Origin of the sequence: Streptomyces sp. NPDC059895 (genome assembly GCF_042731035.1) — a bacterium.
In the GTDB taxonomy this organism is placed as follows: domain Bacteria; phylum Actinomycetota; class Actinomycetes; order Streptomycetales; family Streptomycetaceae; genus Streptomyces.
Window position 1 is genome coordinate 50728 of sequence record NZ_JBHWKO010000014.1, and the last position, 17255, is coordinate 67982.

The 17255-nt window shown below is 73.9% G+C and carries 13 protein-coding genes; 9 read left to right on the forward strand and 4 right to left on the reverse strand.

The genetic code is table 11. From position 1 onward, the window contains the following. Positions 1 to 763 precede the first annotated feature (763 nt). The 9 genes from ACFV9M_RS18335 (at position 764) to ACFV9M_RS18375 (ending at position 10885) form a co-directional block, all read left to right on the forward strand. Positions 764 to 1909 (forward strand): response regulator transcription factor, encoded by a 1146-nt coding sequence (locus tag ACFV9M_RS18335; protein ID WP_385063133.1) that lies wholly within the window; start codon positions 764 to 766, stop codon positions 1907 to 1909. 425 nt (positions 1910 to 2334) lie between these two features. Next, entirely contained in the window at positions 2335 to 3099 is a 765-nt protein-coding gene (locus ACFV9M_RS18340; RefSeq protein WP_385063131.1) for a thioesterase II family protein, read from the forward strand. Between the two features lie 155 nt (positions 3100 to 3254). Beyond that, positions 3255 to 3890, forward strand: coding sequence for an FMN-dependent NADH-azoreductase (locus tag ACFV9M_RS18345; protein ID WP_385063129.1), 636 nt, complete (start codon positions 3255 to 3257; stop codon positions 3888 to 3890). A 14-nt stretch (positions 3891 to 3904) separates the two neighbouring features. Continuing rightward, the gene (locus ACFV9M_RS18350) at positions 3905 to 5098 is read left to right on the forward strand and encodes a cytochrome P450 (protein WP_385063127.1); all 1194 of its coding nucleotides are present in this window, start codon (positions 3905 to 3907) and stop codon (positions 5096 to 5098) included. Positions 5099 to 5302: 204 nt separating this feature from the next. Beyond that, the gene (locus tag ACFV9M_RS18355) at positions 5303 to 6970 is read left to right on the forward strand and encodes a bifunctional 3-(3-hydroxy-phenyl)propionate/3-hydroxycinnamic acid hydroxylase (RefSeq protein WP_385063125.1); all 1668 of its coding nucleotides are present in this window, start codon (positions 5303 to 5305) and stop codon (positions 6968 to 6970) included. 10 nt (positions 6971 to 6980) lie between these two features. Further along, positions 6981 to 8153, forward strand: coding sequence for an aminotransferase class I/II-fold pyridoxal phosphate-dependent enzyme (locus ACFV9M_RS18360; RefSeq protein ID WP_385063123.1), 1173 nt, complete (start codon positions 6981 to 6983; stop codon positions 8151 to 8153). Between the two features lie 26 nt (positions 8154 to 8179). After that, positions 8180 to 8914: an HAD-IA family hydrolase gene (locus ACFV9M_RS18365; RefSeq protein WP_385063121.1), complete on the forward strand. Its 735-nt coding sequence runs from the start codon at positions 8180 to 8182 to the stop codon at positions 8912 to 8914. Between the two features lie 13 nt (positions 8915 to 8927). Then, complete coding sequence (locus ACFV9M_RS18370; RefSeq protein ID WP_385063119.1) at positions 8928 to 9869, forward strand: ROK family protein; 942 nt, start codon at positions 8928 to 8930, stop codon at positions 9867 to 9869. Then, entirely contained in the window at positions 9866 to 10885 is a 1020-nt protein-coding gene (locus tag ACFV9M_RS18375; protein ID WP_385063117.1) for a 3-dehydroquinate synthase family protein, read from the forward strand. Before ACFV9M_RS18370 ends, ACFV9M_RS18375 begins: the two co-directional genes overlap by 4 nt. A gap of 38 nt (positions 10886 to 10923) precedes the next feature. Here the strand turns inward: ACFV9M_RS18375 and ACFV9M_RS18380 are convergent, their stop codons facing one another. Genes ACFV9M_RS18380 through ACFV9M_RS18395 form a run of 4 tightly spaced genes read right to left on the reverse strand, consistent with a single transcriptional unit; the run spans position 10924 to position 17156 of the window. Beyond that, on the reverse strand, positions 10924 to 13695 hold the full coding sequence (locus ACFV9M_RS18380) for an AMP-binding protein (protein ID WP_385063115.1): 2772 nt from the start codon (positions 13693 to 13695) through the stop codon (positions 10924 to 10926). A gap of 1 nt (position 13696) precedes the next feature. After that, the gene (locus ACFV9M_RS18385; protein ID WP_385063114.1) at positions 13697 to 14914 is read right to left on the reverse strand and encodes a 3-deoxy-7-phosphoheptulonate synthase; all 1218 of its coding nucleotides are present in this window, start codon (positions 14912 to 14914) and stop codon (positions 13697 to 13699) included. Continuing rightward, entirely contained in the window at positions 14893 to 15990 is a 1098-nt protein-coding gene (locus ACFV9M_RS18390; RefSeq protein ID WP_385063112.1) for a Gfo/Idh/MocA family protein, read from the reverse strand. The genes ACFV9M_RS18385 and ACFV9M_RS18390 overlap by 22 nt, the downstream gene beginning before the upstream one ends. Next, positions 15987 to 17156 (reverse strand): aminotransferase class I/II-fold pyridoxal phosphate-dependent enzyme, encoded by a 1170-nt coding sequence (locus ACFV9M_RS18395; RefSeq protein ID WP_385063110.1) that lies wholly within the window; start codon positions 17154 to 17156, stop codon positions 15987 to 15989. Before ACFV9M_RS18395 ends, ACFV9M_RS18390 begins: the two co-directional genes overlap by 4 nt. Positions 17157 to 17255: the final 99 nt, after the last annotated feature.

Here is a 17255-nt window from a genome sequence, read left to right on the forward strand (position 1 = left end):
ACACCTTCCCCCTGAAGAGCTGTCCGTCCCTGTGAGTCATTGCGTAGGCGCCACGAATCCCGATGAAGGGTGCGACCGCACCCGCGCCAGGTACCGGACCGGGCCGCGCGGGTCACCGCCGGCACCCGGCGAAGCAGGCCGGCGGGCGCCTCCCGCCCCGCTCACCACCGCTTTCCCCGACCGCTGTGACGCCACGCTAGATCGCTCCGACAGAGCGTCACATCCCCCAGATTGGTAGCGACGGCGTCGGCGGCCCCGACTCCACGCACCACCGTTCCGATTCGCCCCGTTCTGGTCGGCATGACCGGCCGGTCATCCCACTTCGCACGGTCTCGCGGCCCGCATTTGTTACAGACTCTTTAACAACCAAGAAATAGATAAGCTTTCACATACTCGTAGTGGGCGTGAGACTACAGTGAGAGGCACTGATCAACAGTTCTCCCAAATGATCATGCGCGAGCAGCTCTTGGGCACATCATGGAACCGGCTCACCACGGGGCCTGTCTATCGACACGACGGGTCGCGTCGCCGCGGGCGGAAATGATTGCGCCAAACCTCGCCACCGTGGCGCGTTCACGGGGGTCGCGTCTAGACAGACAACAGCGGGAGCACCATTATGTTCAGGTTGAAAATCTCCCACAGGAGTCCGAGTCGGAAATCGCACGACGCCGTGGCGACGACGCCATGCGACGTGCGCATGGACCTGTTCGAAAAAGGTTTGCGATTCTGGCAGCACGCCGAGGTCCAACCTGCACTGTCCTGCATGGAGAACGTGGCGGAGCAGCACGTCGAACAACACAACCGCCAGGACCTCTCCGCCGCCGGACTGGTCCTGACGCTCCAGCTCACCCAGCTGCGCCGGACGGCGGAGGCGGAGGCGGCGCTCGAACGCTTCCTCGTCCCCCACGCCCGGCGGCACGGCGGCGCGGACGCGGCCATAGTGCGGGCCCACATACGGCTCGCGCAGGGCCGCTACAGAGAGGCGCTGAAGCTGGCCACGGCCGGTCTGGACGAGGCCGAACGGCAGGAGAACTGCCGGATCGTGCCCCTCGGACACATCGTCATGACCACCGTGGGCTTACGCCTGAACGACCTGCGCACGGCGTTACGTTACTCGCAGCGCCTGTGTGAGGACGCCCTTTTCGGCCGGCTGCCGCTGATCGGCGCGGACGCCGCCTGGATCACCGCTCAGGTGGTGCGCGTCCACCGCGGCCCGCAGGAGGCCGCGCGCGTGATGGCCGCGGTCGCGGAGAACGCCCTCTACGACAACGATATCTTCCTGGGGCAGCCCGCCGCCGCGCCGGTGCTGGTCCGCTTCGCCCTCCGGTCGGGGGCGACCGGGATGGCCGAGCGCCTGGTGCAACTGGCCGACACCATCGCACGCAACAACGCCGAGTTCCACACGTTGCAGGTCTCCGCCATGCACGCCGCGGGCCTGCTCCACCAGGAGGCCGAGGAGTTACGGCGGGCCGCGCAGGAGCACACCGACCCATGGACGCGGGCCTTGGCCACCGAGCACCTGGGTCTGCTGCTGGCCGGCCGCCCCGGTGACCGCGCCGCCGGGATCGAGAGCCTCGAGCAGGCGCTGAAGGCCTACGACGCGATCGGCTCCCTGCACGACTTCGCCCGCGTCAGGGCCAGGCTGCGCGACATGCGCGACCACCGGCGGCGGTCCCCGTCGGCACGCTCCGTGGAAGCGCCCTCGGGCCGCTCCAGTCTGACCGAGACCGAGACGCAGGTGGCCGAGCTGGTCTCACAGGGCCTGACGAACAGCCAGGTCGCGAACCAGATCTACCTGTCCCGACACACCGTCGCCTACCACCTGAAAAGCATCTTCGGCAAGCTGAGCGTCTCGTCCCGGGGCGAGCTCACGAGCCTGTGGACACGCCTGGCCGAGCAGAGCGACTGACCGGTGGAACCGGCGACGAACCGGCAGTACGGGCACCGGTTCGCGGGACCCACGGCTGACCGCCAGGAGTGGCGACCGGCCGGCGGAACCCACGGCTGACCACCAGAAATGGCGACCGACCGACGGAACCCACGGCTGACCACCAGAAATGGCGACCGACCGACGGAACCCACGGCTGACCGCCAGGAGTGGCGACCGGCCGGCGGGACCCACGGCTGACCACCAGGAGTGGCGACCGGCCGACGGAACCCACGGCTGACCGCCAGGAGTGGCGACCGGCCGACGGAACCCACGGACACGGCAGGACTGTCAAACCTGGTGGGGCGCCGCCGGGGGGCTGTCCCGGAGCATTTTCCGGGACCCCTTCCGGTCCGGCCCCGCGAGGCGTCCGGCCTCGCGGCGTTGTCGACGCAAGGAGCAGCAGCGTGTCCCAGAGCCAGGTCGAGACGGTCGCCGCCAGCCGTTGGATCCGCCGCTTCCAGCCGGCGCCCGACGGCGCGCCCCGGCTGGTGTGCCTGCCGCACGCCGGCGGATCGTCCAGTTTCTACTTCCCGGTGGCGAGGTCGCTGTCGCCCGCTGTGGAGGTGCTGGCGGTGCAGTACCCCGGGCGGCAGGACCGGCGTACCGAAGCCAACATCGACAACATCTCCGAGCTGGTCGACCGGATCTTCGCCGCGCTGACCCCGATCAGCGACCGGCCGTTCGCCCTGTTCGGACACAGCATGGGCGCCACCCTGGCCTACGAGCTGGCCCTGCGGCTCCAGGAGACCGGCCGGCCCGGCCCGAGCCATCTGTTCGCGTCGGGCCGCCGGGCTCCCTCGCGCCACCGGCCGGAGAACGTGCACCGGCGCAGCGACGACGAGGTCGTGGCCGAGATGAAGCTGCTGTCCGGACCCGACGCGCCGTTCCTGTCCGACCCCGATGTGCTCGCCATGAGCATGCCCGCCATCCGTGCCGACTACCGGGCGGTCGAGACGTACCGGGACGTGCCGGGCCGGATGCTCCACTGCCCGGTGACCGTGCTGACCGGCGACCGGGACCCGCGGGTGTCCCAGGAGGAGGCCGAGGCGTGGCGCGAGCACACCGACGGCGCCTTCGCGCTGCACCGCTTCCCCGGCGGTCACTTCTTCCTCGTCGAGCAGGCCCCCGCGGTGCTGCGCGTCGTCTCCCGTTCCCTGACCGGCCGTTGAGTCCCTGCCGGCGGGCGGGACCCCCGGCGCTCCGGGGGCGGTCCGCGGCGCCTATCAAGACGAGGGATGTGGGCGCTCCACGGGGCTTCATAGCCTGACCGGGCCGCTGTTCACACACCCCGACACGTCGCACCCGTACGTGCGAAGGAGACTGCATGCCCGTGCTGCTGCACATCGACTCCAGCATCCGCCGGACCGGCTCCACCAGTCGGGAGCTGAGCGCCTTCTTCGCACAGGAGTGGAAGGCCGCGCATCCGGGGGCCGGCTACGTCTACCGCGACCTGGCCACCGATCCGGTGCCGCACCTCACCCACGGAATCCGGGAGCACCTGTACGATCCGGCGGGCGGCCACCACGGCGAGACGGAGCAGGAGCGCGAACTCGCCGCGCGGCTGATCGCCGAGATCCGTGAGGCGACGACGATCCTGATCGGCGTCCCGATGTACAACTACAACATCCCCTCCACGCTCAAGGCGTGGTTCGACTGGATCGTCGTCCCCCGGCACCAGGTGATCCCGGGTGCGGGCGCTCTGCTCAAGGGCAAGCAGGTCGTCCTGACCAGTGCCCGCGGCGGCTCCAACTCGATGGTGCCCTCGCGCGAGCCCCGGGACCACGTGGAGCCGTATCTGCGGCACGTGCTGGCCTCGATCGGCCTCGACGAGGACCTGACCTTCGTGCAGGCCGAGCTGACGATGGCGCACGTCGCTCCGCCGCTGGCGCAATTCATCCCCGCCGCCGACAAATCCAAGGCCACTGCGATCGAGACGCTGCGGAAGCTGGCCACCGTCTGAGAAGAGGGCCGTTCATGGTCGACACCATCACCTTCCAGCAACACTGGGACCGCACCGACGCCTTCGATCCGCCGGCGCTGTTCGATGCGCTCCGCGAGGAGCAGCCCGCCGTACGGATGACCTACCCCTCCGGGCACCTGGGCTGGTTCGTCTGCAACTACGAGCTGACCCGCCAGGTCCTGGCCGATCCGCGGTTCAGCCACGACATCGAGATCGGGCACTTCCCGGTCACGAAGAACGGTGAGCCGATCCCGGTCTGGCCCGCGGTGCCGGGCATGTTCATCCACATGGACCCGCCGGACCACACGAAGTACCGGCGGATGCTGACCGGCGAGTTCACCACCCGCCGCATGAACCAACTGGCGCCGAAAATACAGGAGTTCGCGACCTCTCAGCTGGAGCTGCTCAAGGAGCAGGGGCCCGGGGCCGACCTGGTACGCCACTACGTCGAGCCGCTGGTGCTGCGGGTGATCACCGATCTGCTCGGGCTCTCCGAGGAGGAGTACCTCAAGCTCGCGGAGTACCCGGACGTCATCCACAACCCCGAGGCGGACATCGACTGGGCCGACCGGGTCGCCACGGAGACGTTCAACATGGTCCCGCAGTTCGTGGCCCGCAAGCGCGACGAGCCGGGCGACGACATCATCACCCGGCTGGTCCAGGCCGGCGAGCTGAACGACGAGGAACTGACGAGCATCCTGATGCTCCTGTTCGTCGCGGGCACCGTCACCACCGAGGGCGCCCTCGCGGTCAGCAGCTTCGCGCTGTTGCACCACACGGACCAGTTGGAGCGGCTGCGGGCCGAACCCGCGCTGCTCGACAAGGGCCTCGAGGAACTGCTGCGCTACGTCACGGTCAACCAGTACGAGATCTTCCGGACCGCGCTGGAGGACGTGCAGCTCGGTGACGTCCTGGTCCGTAAGGGCGAGACCGTCACGGTGTCCCTGCCGGCCGCCAACCGCGATCCGTCGGTCTTCCCGGACCCGGCCAAGCTGGACCTGGGCCGCGACGCCGCCGGGCACGTGGCCTTCGGGCACGGCATCCACCAGTGCATCGGGCAGAACCTCGCCCGGGTGCTCCTCAAGGCCGGGCTGCGGACCCTGTTCGAGGGCCTGCCGGGGCTGCGGCTGGCCGTGCCGTCGTCCGACATCCCGCTGCGTACGAAGACGTCCATCTTCAACGTCCGCGAGCTGCCGGTCACCTGGTGACCGTGCGCGGTCGACACGCGCCCCGCCGGGGCCCGTCGTCACCGTCGTACTCCCGCCCGCGGCGCGGCACGGCCCGCGGGCGGGAGTGCGACGGGAGGGTGACGGGCGTCTGACGGCGGACCCCGGCCCCGGGCGGCACGGCGGGCCGCCACCCGGGTCCGTCAGAAGGGCCCCAGGGGTCCACCCGAAGGTACGGAGGCAGGTTTGTCCAGCTCAGCACCGCCGCACGACGCGGACGTCGAAGACCCGGACGTCATCGTCGTCGGACACGGTCCGGTCGGCGCGGCGCTGGCACTCTACCTGGGCCGGCGGGGGCACCGGGTCGTCGTACTGGAACGGCGCACCGGGCCCTACACCCTGCCCCGCGCGACCAGCTTCGACGGGGAGACGGCGCGGCTGCTGGCCGCGACCGGCGTCGGCGGCCGGCTGGCCGATGTCGGCGAGCCCGCGACCGGCTACGAGTGGCGCAACGCCGCAGGCCGTCCGCTGGTCCGCCTCGCCTTCGCCGACCCGGGACGCTACGGCTGGCCGGACGCCACCACCATGCACCAGCCCCACCTCGAAGCCGCCCTGCACGCACAGCAGCGGGAACACCCCGGGCTGTCCGTCCGCCACGGGCACACCGTCGTCGGCATCGCGGACCACTCCGACCGGGTCGAGGTCACGGCGGCACTGCCGGACGGCACCACCGAGGTACTCCGCGGTGCCTGGGTGGTGGGCTGCGACGGCGCCAACAGCTTCGTCCGCAAGCACCTCGACCCGCCCGGCACCGACCTGGGCTTCTCGTACGACTGGCTGCTGTGCGACGTGGTGCCGTACGGCCCGGTGACCTTCGTACCCACGAACATCCAGATCTGCGACCCCGTCCGCCCCACCACCCTGGTCGGCAGCGGACACGGCCGGCGCCGTTACGAGTTCATGCGGCTGCCCGGCGAGACCGCCGCCGAACTGGAGCGGCCCGAGACGGTGTGGCGGCTGCTCGCCGACCACGGGGTCACCCCGGAGAACGCCGAACTGACCCGCAGCGCCGTCTACACCTTCCAGGCGAGCTGGGCCGAACGGTGGCGCTCGGGACGCGTGCTGCTCGCCGGGGACGCCGCCCACCTCATGCCTCCGTTCGTCGGCCAGGGCATGTGCTCGGGCATTCGCGACGCGGCCAACCTGGCCTGGAAGCTCGACGCGGTGCTGCGCGGGTTGGCGGGCGAGCGGCTGCTCGACACGTACCCCGTCGAGCGCCGCCGGCTGGCGAAGGAGTCGATCGTCGCCTCGGTGAAGCTCGGCCAGGTGATCTGTGTGACGGACCCGGCGGCGGCGGCCGACCGGGACGCTTCGATGCTGACGGGCGCCGAGAACCGGCCCGCCGCCGCGCCCGACCCCGCCGAGTCGCTGCCCCAGGGACTGCTGGCCCGCGATGCCGAACGGCGGCTCGCCGTGGGCGAGGTGGTCCCCCAGGGCCGCGTGGCACGCGCCGGCCGGGTGGCGCTCTTCGACGAGGCCGTCGGCACGGGCCTGGTACTCGTCGCCACGGCGGACCCGCGCCCGGCGCTCGGCGCCGACCGGCTCGCCGCGCTGGATCGCTGGGGCTGCCGCCTCGTCCACCTGCTGCCCGCGGACGGGACGGCGACAGCGGAACAGCCGGCACCACCGGCACCACCGGCACAGCCGGCGCAAGTGACGCAGCCGACGCAAGTGACGCAAGTGACAGAAGTGACCGACACCGACGGCGTCTACCACGCCTGGCTGGCCGCCGCCGGGGCCGCCGCGGCGCTGGTCCGGCCGGACTACCACGTCTTCGGCGCGGTGGCCTCGACCGCCGGACTGCCCGGCCTCGTCGACGAGTTCCTGCACCGTACGCACTACCGAACCCAGTGAGGGAGTCGTCATGCGCGCAGCGGCGCGGCCGAGTTTTCCCGAGTGGCCGCAATCCGACGACACGGAGCGGCAGGGCCTGCTCCGCGTCCTGGACCAGGGCCAGTGGTGGCGGGTGACCGGCACCGAAGTGACGGCCTTCGAGCGGGAGTTCGCCGAGCATCACGGGTCCCCGCACGCACTGGCGGTCAGCAGTGGAACCGCCGCGCTCGAACTGGCCCTGGAGTGCCACGGCGTCGGCCCCGGCACCGAGGTCATCGTGCCCGCCTTCACGTTCATCTCGTCGTCGCAGGCGGTCCAGCGGATCGGCGCGGTGGCCGTCCCCGTCGACGTGGACCCGCGCACCTGGTGTCTCGACCCGCAGGCCACCGCCGCCGCGATCACCGACCGGACCCGCGCGATCATGCCGGTGCACATGGCCGGTCAGCTGGCCGACATGGACGCCCTGCCGGAGCTGGCCGCCGCGGCCGGCGTGGCGCTGGTGCAGGACGCCGCGCACGCGCACGGCGCCCGCTGGCGCGGCCGGCGGGTCGGCGAACTGGGCTCGGACGCGGCCTTCAGCTTCCAGAACGGCAAGCTGATGACCGCGGGCGAGGGCGGCGCGCTGCTCGGCCCCGACCCGGAACGTCACCAGCAGGCGTATCTGCGGCACACCTGCGGGCGTCCGCAGGACGACCTCGGCTATTTCCACGAGACGTCGGGCTCCAACTTCCGGATGAACGAGTTCTCGGCGGCGCTGCTCCGCGCCCAACTGGGACGGCTGGAGCAGCAGATCGACGTCCGGGAGGAGCGCTGGCCGCTGCTGTCCGCACTGCTCGCCGAGATACCCGGCGTGGTACCGCAGGGCGTGGACAAGCGCGGCGACCGCAACCCGCACTACATGGCGATGTTCCGGCTTCCGGGCTGGGACGAGCGGCGCCGCAACGACCTCGTGGACCGGCTCGTCACCGCCGGGCTGCCCGCCTTCCGCGCGTTCCGCGTGGTCTACCGGACCGGAGGGTTCTGGGAGACGGCCGCGCCGGACACCACCGTGGACGAACTGGCCCGGCGCTGTCCGGTCTCCGAGGCGCTGAGCCAGGACTGCGTCTGGCTCCACCACCGGGTGCTGCTCGCCACCGAGGAGGACATGCACCTCGTCGCCCGGATCGTGGCGGACACCCTGGCCGACGCCGTGGCCGCCGGCTGACCGTGCCCCGCACAGATCGGAGCCCCATGAGCATCGACCCGACCCACCGGACCGGCGCCCGCAGCACCGACGCCCGCAGCACCGACCTCCGCGGGACCGGCGCCCGGACCACGGGCGCACCGGCCCGGCGCGCGGTGATCTTCGACCTGGACGGCGTCGTGGTGGACAGCTTCGCCGTGATGGAGCAGGCGTTCGCCGTCGCGTACGCCGAGGTCGTCGGCCCGGGTCCGGCGCCGTTCGACGAGTACCGGCGCCATCTGGGCCGGCACTTCCCCGACATCATGCAGATCATGGGCCTGCCGCTGGCGATGGAGGCGCCCTTCGTACGGGAGAGCTATCGGCTGTCCCACCAGGTGACCGTCTTCGACGGCGTCCTCGATCTGCTGACCGAGCTGCGCGCCCGGGGGCTGGTCATGGCCATAGCGACCGGCAAGAGCGGTCCGCGGGCCCGGGCGCTGCTGCACGACGCCGGCCTGGCCGGGTTCTTCGCCCACGTGATCGGCTCCGACGAGGTTCCGCGGCCCAAGCCCGCGCCCGACATGGTCGAGCATGCGCTGCGGCTGCTCGGCGTCCCGACGGCCGAGGCGGTCATGGTCGGCGACGCGCCCACCGACATCGCCAGCGCGCGCGGCGCCGGGGTGACCGCCGTCGCCGCCACCTGGGCGCTGTCCGACGACGGCGACCTGCTCGCCGCACACCCGGACCTGGTGATCCGCTCCCCCGGCGAGCTGCTGGCCCACTGCCCCGCCGTGCCCGCGTGACCGGAGCCGTGGCATGACGTCCCGACCGGGTTACCTGGGCATCGACATCGGCGGCACCAAGGTGGCCCTGCGCGCCGAACACGACGGCACGGAGCGGGAGGGCACGAGCATCCGCGGCGCCGTCACCCACACCTGGGCGCCGGGTCCGGGCGGTGCCGCCGACCTGGCCGCGCTGGGCGGCTGGGTCCGCGAGTTCGCCGCGGGCACCGGCGGCTTCACGGCGGTGGGCGTGGCCGTACCGGCGACCGTGGACGCGGACGGGCGGGTGACCGCCTGGCCGAGCCGGCCCGGCTGGCTCGGCCTCGACCTGGGTGCCGCCCTGCGCGCGTTCCTGCCGGGCGTCCCCGTGGCGTGGTCCGACGACGGCGGCCTCGGTGCGCTCGCGGAGGCCGCCGCCAGCGGCTGCGACGACGTGCTCTACGTCGGTGTCGGCACCGGCGTCGGCGGCGGCCTCGTCCTCGGCGGCGTGCCCCACCCCCGGCCCGGACGGCCGGCGTTCGAGATCGGCCACCTGATCGTGCGGCGCGGCGGCCCGCGCTGCCGTTGCGGCCGTACCGGCTGCCTCCAGGCGACGGCGTGCGGCCCGGCCGTGCTGCGCCGGGCGGCCCGGCTGCGCGGTGCCCCGGTGACCTTCGACGAGCTCCGCGCGGGCGTGAGCGCGAAAGAGGCGTGGGCCACCCGGGCGGTGGACGACGCCGGTGCGGCGCTCGCCTCGGCGGTCGTCGGCGTGACCGAGCTGCTGCATCCCGAACTGGCGCTCATCGGCGGCGGTTTCGCGGCCGGGGTCCCCGGTTTCGTCGACGCCGTCGACACCGCCGTACGCCGCCTGGCCCGTACCGGCTTCGACGTCCCGCGGGTCCGCGCCGCCGCGGCCGACGGGCTGTCCTCGCTGCGCGGCGCGCTGCGGCTGGCCCGGTCGCTCGACGGCCGCCGAACATCGGAGGAACTCCCGTGACACAGACGATCACCCGGGTCGGCGTACGGCTGGCCGACCGCTCCTACGACGTCCACATCGGCCCCGGTGCCCGGCACGCCCTGCCCACCGTGCTCGAGCAGGTCGGCGCCCGGCGTGCCGTGGTGGTCTCCGCCCGGCCGCGCGACACCGTGCCGGACCCCGGGGTGCCGTGGCGCTTCGTGGCCGCCCGCGACGGCGAGGCGAACAAGACACTGGCCTCGGTCGAGGAGATGTGCCGCGAGTTCGCCCGCTTCGACCTGCACCGCGACGACGCGGTGGTCTCGGTGGGCGGCGGCAGCACCACGGACTGCGCGGGCCTGGCCGCGGCGCTCTACCACCGGGGCGTCGCGGTGATCCACCTGCCGACCTCGCTGCTCGCCCAGGTGGACGCCAGCGTCGGCGGCAAGACCGCGGTCAACCTGCCGGAGGGCAAGAACCTCATGGGCGCGTACTGGCAGCCGCGGGCGGTGCTGTGCGACACCGACTACCTGAGCACACTGCCGCGCGCCGAGTGGATCAACGGCTACGGGGAGATCGCCCGCTGCCACTTCATCGGCGCCGGGGACCTGCGGGAGCTGCCGGTCGCCGAGCAGATCGCCGCGAGCGTACGGCGCAAGGCCGAGATCGTGTCGGCCGACGAGCGCGACACCGGCCTGCGGCACCTGCTCAACTACGGCCACACCCTCGGGCACGCCCTGGAGCGGGCCACGGACTTCGCGCTGCGGCACGGCGAGGGAGTCGGGGTCGGCACGGTCTTCGCCGGCCTGCTCGCCCACCGTCTGGACCGCGTCGACGCGCGGCGCGCGGCCGAACACCGCGAGGTGGTGGCCCACTACGGGCTGCCGGTGACGCTGCCCGACGGTGTCGCGGCGGACCGGCTGGTCGCCCTGATGCGCCGCGACAAGAAGGCGGCGGGCGGTCTCGCCTTCGTCCTGGACGGTCCCGGCGGGGCGGAGCTGGTGCGCGACGTACCGGAGTCGGCGGTACGCGCGGCACTGGCCGACATGCCCCGCTGACCCCGGCACGCGCCGGGGCCGGCCTCGCGCCGTGCCGCTCACCCCATCAGCCCGGCCAGGACCGAGGGCGTGCCGCCGGTCAGGACGGGCTCCGTGTCGAGGTGCCAGGCCAGCAGCCGGTCCTGGCCGACCGAGAGGGCCGCGTCCAGCATGGCGAGCGCCGTCCGTTCGCTCAGGCCGCCGATGGTGCCGTCGTCCGCCCACGGTCCCCAGCCCACGCAGAGCGCGGGGGCGCCCTCGTCGCGCAGTTGACCGGTCACGGCGTCGAGCATCGCGGCGTACGCGGTGTCGTGGCCGTCGGCCCGCACGCCGAGCAGCCCGGCGGCCGGGGCGAGGACCACGAAGGCCGACAGCGCCTCGCCCCGGGTCGCCGCGTAGAGGTGGCGTACCGCCGACGGGTCCTCGGCGGGGCGGGCCCCGGGCGGGCCGGTGTGGACGACGGCGGTGACCGGCTCGGCACACACGTCGCGCACCGCCCGCGCCACGGCCCCGGGGTCGGCGGGATCGCACTCGCGCAGCGCGACGCCGGCGCCGGCCGCGGTGAGTTCGGCGCGGACCGGCGCCGCGTGGCCGGCCCGGCCCGGCGCGGTGAGCAGGATCAGGTGCGCGGCGCCGTACGCGCCGACCAGGTGGCGGGCGACCGCCGCGCCGCACGGGGTGTCGGCGCCGGTGAGCACGGTGGTCCCGGCGGCGGAGAAGACGAGCGGCGGCGTGCGGTCGTGATCGGTGGCGACCCGCTCCAGCCGGGGTGCCAGGACCACGCCCGCCCGTACCGCGAGCCGGTGCTCGCCCGCCGTCACGGCCGCGGGCAGCAGCGCCACGGCCGTGTCGTCGTCGATGTCGGCGAGCGCGAGGCGGCCCGGGTGCTCGGCCTGCAACGCGCCGAGCCGGGCCCAGAGTCCGGCACGCCCCGGGGAGGCGGCCGGCTGCCCCGGCCCGGTGGTCACCGCGCCGCACATCGTCACGGCCAGGCAGGTGCCGGCCAACCGCGGGTCGGCCAGCCAGGGACGGAGCCACCGTACCCGACGGCCGGCCGGCTCGGTGTCGTGCGGTGCGGTGCCGAGCAGCGCCACCGGAGGCGGCGGCAGGCCCTCCTCGACGGCCGCGGCCAGCGCGGCGACGTCGCGGTACAGCGTGACCGGGGCGTCCGGGCAGGCCCGCGCCAGGCGTTCGGCGTGCGGTCCGACCAGCGCCCACCGGGCCGAGCCGGCCCGCCGCACCGACGGCCGGGGCACCCAGTCCAGCCGGTACAGCGCCGGGAAGTACTCCTCGCCGACCGCCCGCAGCCGGGTGGGCAGGGTCAGCAGCCGCCGGCGGTCGACCTTGCCCGCGGGTGTCCGTGGGATCCACGCGACCTCGTAGAGGTTCTCGGGCACCTTGCCGTGCGCCAGGCGTGCCTTGCAGACCGCCAGCGCCTCGGCGGGGTCGAAGCCGCCGGGCGCCGGGCGTACGTAGGCCACCGGCACCTCGCCGAGCACCTCGTGCGGCCGTCCCGCGACGGCGACGTCCGCGATGCCGCGGACGGTGTACAGCACATGCTCGATCTCGGCCGGGTGGATGTTCTCGCCGGCCCGGACGATCAGCTCGGTGCGGCGCCCGGTGATGGTCAGGTGTCCGGTGCGGTCGCGGCGCGCGAGGTCGCCGGTGTGGTACCAGCCGTCCGCCAGTGCCTCGGCGGTGGCGGTGGGCCGGTTGTGGTAGCCGGCCATGACGTTGGGACCGCGGACCCAGACCTCGCCCTCGGTGCCGTCCGGTACGTCGTGGCCGGTCCGGGGGTCGACCAGGCGCACCGCGAGACCCAGCACGGGCAGCCCGCAGGAGGCGTCGCCAGGCACCGGGGAGCCGGGCCAGCTGATCGCGATGGAGCCGCAGGTCTCCGTGGAGCCGTAGGCGTCGGCCAGAGGTGCCCCGAAGGTCCGCTCGATGCGGCGGCGCAGGGCGGGCGTGGCGGCGGCGCCGCCCACCAGGCAGACGCGCGGGCCGGGCGGCGGCGCGCCGCGGGCCGCGGCCTCGTCGGCGAGCCGGTGCCAGGTGGCGGGCACCCCGGCCACGACGGTCGGCCGGTACTCGTCCCAGATCCGCAGCATCTCACCGGGGTCGTGGCCGCCGACGATCCGGGCGCTCGCGCCCGCGGCGGTGACCGCCAGCACGCACGCGATGTGGGCGAGGCTGTGGTACAGCGGCAGCGGCCACAGCACCCGGTCGCCGGGGCCCAGGCCGAGCACCGGTACGTAGCAGGCCGCCACCGACCACAGGCAGTTGCGCTGGGTGGAGAGGACGCCCTTGGGGACACCGCTGGTCCCGGCCGTGTAGAGCAGCCACGCCGGCTCGTCCAGGCCGAGGTCGTCGGGGGCCGGCACGGCCGGCTCGGCGGAGGCCAGCCGGGCGTAGCCGTGCGGCCCGGCGCCGTCGACGAGCACCGTGCGGGGCGGGCACCCGAGCTCCAGCCGCGACAGCCGCTCGCGGTGCGCCGCGTCGGTGACGACGAGCCGGGCGCCGCTGTCGGAGAGCAGCCGGGTCAGTTCGTCGTCGGAGGCGCCCGGTCCGACCGGCACGCCGATGGCACCCGCCCGCGGCACCGCGAGGTAGCTCTCCACCAGCTCGGTACGGTCGTCGAGCAGCAGTGCCGCGCGGTCGCCCTGTCGCAGCCCCAGCTCGACGAGGTGCCCGGCCAGCCGCCGGGTCCGCGCCTCCAGCTGCCGGTACGTCACCGCGCGGTGCCCGTCGTCGAACGCGACCGTCTCGGGGTGGCGCTCGGCCTGGCGGCGCAGCAGCTCCGGGAGGGGGACGACGAGGTCGCCGCGCAGCATGTCAGGCCTCCTGGCCGCAGGGCCCCGTCCCGGCCGTCCGCCGGACGAACTCCGCCGTGTGTGCCGCGAGTCCGAGCGCCTGGTCCCGGTTGAGCCGGGGGTCGCAGGCCGTCTCGTAGCGCCGCCGCAGGTCGTCGGGGACCAGGCCGGCCGGGCCGCCGAGGCATTCGGTGACGTCCTCGCCGGTCATCTCCAGGTGCAGGCCGCCGGGGCGGACGCCGTGCCGGCACAGCACCGTCCAGAACTCCTCGATCTCGGCGAGCAGCTGGTCGACGTGCCGGGTCTTGCGCCCGCCCGCCACCTCGAACGTGTTGCCGTGCATCGGGTCGCAGACCCACACCGGGGCGGCGCCGGCCGCGCGCGCCGCGACGACCAGGTCCGGCAGCACGTCGCGGACGCGGTGCGCGCCGAGCCGGGTGACGAAGGTAAGCCGCCCGGGCGTCCGGTCCGGGTCCAGCCGCTCGATCAGCGCGCGCACCTCGTCCCCGGTGGCGGAGGGGCCCAGCTTGACCGCCACCGGGTTGTGCACCGAGGCGGCGAACGCGAGGTGCGGGCCGTCGAGCCGACGGGTCCGCTCGCCGATCCAGAGCAGGTGGCCGGAGGAACCGTAGCGGCGGCCGTCGCCCGGGGCGGTGCGGGCCAGCGCCGTCTCGTACTCCAGGAGCAGTGCCTCGTGGCTGGCGAACATCTCCGGATCCGCGGCGTGCAGCAACTCCAGGGTGGCCGCCGCCGTTTCGCACGCGGTGAGCAGCCGCCCGGGGTCCGCGGCGCGGGCCGCCGCGGTGAACCGGCGGTCGTTCACGGCGTCGCCGAGGTAGGCCGGCAGTTCCACGCCGGCCCGGATCTCGGTGGGCTTGGACCGTGGCTTGGCGTACTGGCCGGCGATCCGACCGACCCTGACGACCGGTACCGCGAGTGCGCCGGTGAGTGTCGCGGCCATCCGGGCCATGGTGTCCGACAGGGCCCGTACCCGGGCCGTGGAGACCGCGTCGAAGGTCTCGGCGCAGTCGCCGCCCTGGAGCAGGAACGCCTCCCCGCGAGCCACCTCGGCGAGCCGCCGGCGCAGCCGGGTGACCGAGTCGGCGGTGACCAGCGGCGGCCGCTCGGCGATCCGGGCGACGACTTCGTCCAGCCGCCGCTGCGGCCACGGCGGCCGGTGATCGGCGGTCCGCGGGTCCGGCGTCCGCCGCTCGCCCGTCAGCCGGTGGTGGCGGCCCATGCCGGCTCCCTCGCGGCGGACGGGGCGCGGCGGCGGGCCGAAGCGTAGACGCGTTCGACCACGTCGATGATCCGGCGGGCCTCGGCGACGGCGGCGTCCGGGTCGCCGTCGGCCAGCATCGCGGGCAGGGCGTCGACCTGCCGGTCGTACTCGGCTCCGACGGGCTCTTCGGGCAGCGCGACGGTGCTCAGCTCTCCGTCGCTGACCAGGGTCAGCGAGGGGGCCGCCCGGTCGGGGCTGAAGCCGAAGGTGCAGCGCAGTGTGGCGGTCCCGGCGCTGCCGCTCACGGTGATCTCCGTACGGTCCAGCGGGGCGTGCGAGGCCCACGCCGCGTGCAGGGCGACGGAGACCCCGCCGTCGGTGACGAGGAACGCCCGGACGGTGTCCTCGACGTCGCCCTCGGCGGCCGGCGACGCGCTCGGGTCCGCCTTCCAGGCGGCGCGCGAGGCGGACCGGTTGACGAAGTCCGCGGCCACCGAGCCGGCGACCTGGTCGACGGTGGCCGTGCCCAGCAGCGGCAGCGCGACGTCGAGCAGGTGCCAGCCGAGGTCGACCATGGCCCCGCCGCCGGAGGCGTCGCGCCGTACGAACCAGCCGGTGCCGGGGACGCCCCGGGCGCGGATCCAGGAGACCTCGACGTGCCGCAGGGTGCCCACGCGGTCCACGAGTTCACGCAGCGCGCCGACGTCACGGCGGTGCCGGGCGGCGCTGCCGGCCACCAGGGTGGCGCCCTTGGCCCGTTGCGCGGCGGCGAGTTCGTCGGCCTCGCGGGTGCTGAGGCAGACCGGTTTCTCGACGAAGACGTGCACGCCCCGGCGCAGCAGCCCGGCGGCCACGTCCGCGTGGGCGTGGTTGGGCACCGCCACCACCGCCAGGTCGATCGCGCCGGCGTCGAGTCCGTCCGGCCGGGTGTACGCGGTGCAGCCGGGCAGCTCGCGCACGACCGCGGCGCGGGCCGCCGGGTCGGGGTCGACGACCGCCGTCACCTCGAACGCGGGGTGCGCCGCGAGCCGCGGCAGCCAGATGCTGCGGCCCGCCCAGCCGAGCCCCACCACCGCCGTCCGCAGCGCCGTCATGCCGTCCTCGCCAGGACGTCGGCGACCGTCTCGGCGACGGCGTGCATCTGCTGCTCGGTGCCGAGCAGGACGCGGTGGTGCAGCCAGACGCAGTCCCGGCTGAGCCGCTCGGAGTTGGGGCAGCGGCGGGCGAGCTCCTCACGGGACTGCGCGGGGGCGCCGTACTCCCAGAACCCGGGGCTCTGGTAGACCGCGCGGAACGCCTTGGACGCGGGCAGGCCGCGCTCGTTCAGCGCCTCCACCACGGCGTCCCGACGCTCGGCCGTGCTGCCGGGCAGCCGGAACATCGCCATGTAGTGCGGGTTGCGGGTGCACCTGTCGTCCGTGCCCTGCGGCAGCACCCCGGGTATCCGGGCGAGTTCGGCGGCGAGCACCGGCCGGCGCAGCTCCCGGACGTCGGTCTGCCCGGCCAGCCGGGCCAGCTGGGCACGGAGCACGGCCGCGGAGAACTCGTTGAGCCGGAAGTTGGACCCGGAGACCTGGTGCAGGTACGCCTTGTCGGCGCGGGGCCGCCCGCAGCTGTGCCGCAGGAACCCGTGCTCGTACTGCTCGGCCTCGGGGAAGAGTACGGCCCCGCCCTCACCCGCGGTCATCAGCTTGGCGTTCTGGAAGCTGAACGCCGCGACCGAGCCGAGTTCGCCGAGTCCTCGGCCGCGCCATCGCATGCCCTGCGCGTGGGCGGCGTCGTGGATCAGCGGGATGCCGGTGGCCGCGGAGAGTTTGCCGAGCGCGTCCAGGTCGGCCGCGAGCCCGGCCATGTGCACCGGCATGATGGCCCGGGTGCGGGGCGTGATCGCGGCCTCCGCCGCCGCCGCGTCGATGTTGTAGGTGTCGAGGTCGACGTCCACCGGCACGGCGACGGCCTGGAGCCGCTGCACGGCCTGCGACGACGAGATGAAGGTGAAGGCGGGGACGATCACCTCGGTGCCGGGCCCGACGCCCAGCACCTGGAGCGCCAGTTCCAGGGCGTGCGTGCCGTTCGTCACGGCCAAGACCTGTCCGCCGCCGTGGAACTCGGCGAACTCGCGTTCGAACTGGTCGACCTCGCTGCCGCCCATGCGCCACCACTGGCCCTGGTCGAGTGCTCGCAGCAGGCCGGCCCGCTCGTTCTCGTCGAATTGCGGCCAGTCGGGAAAAGAGAGCTTCTCGGGTGTGGATTCGGTCATCGGAAACCTCTCCCGCAATTGTTTTCGCATTTCCGTCGGCCGTTGTCACGCTACCCGGACAATGACAAGGGCCCACACCCCGTAAGGCACCCCCTCAAC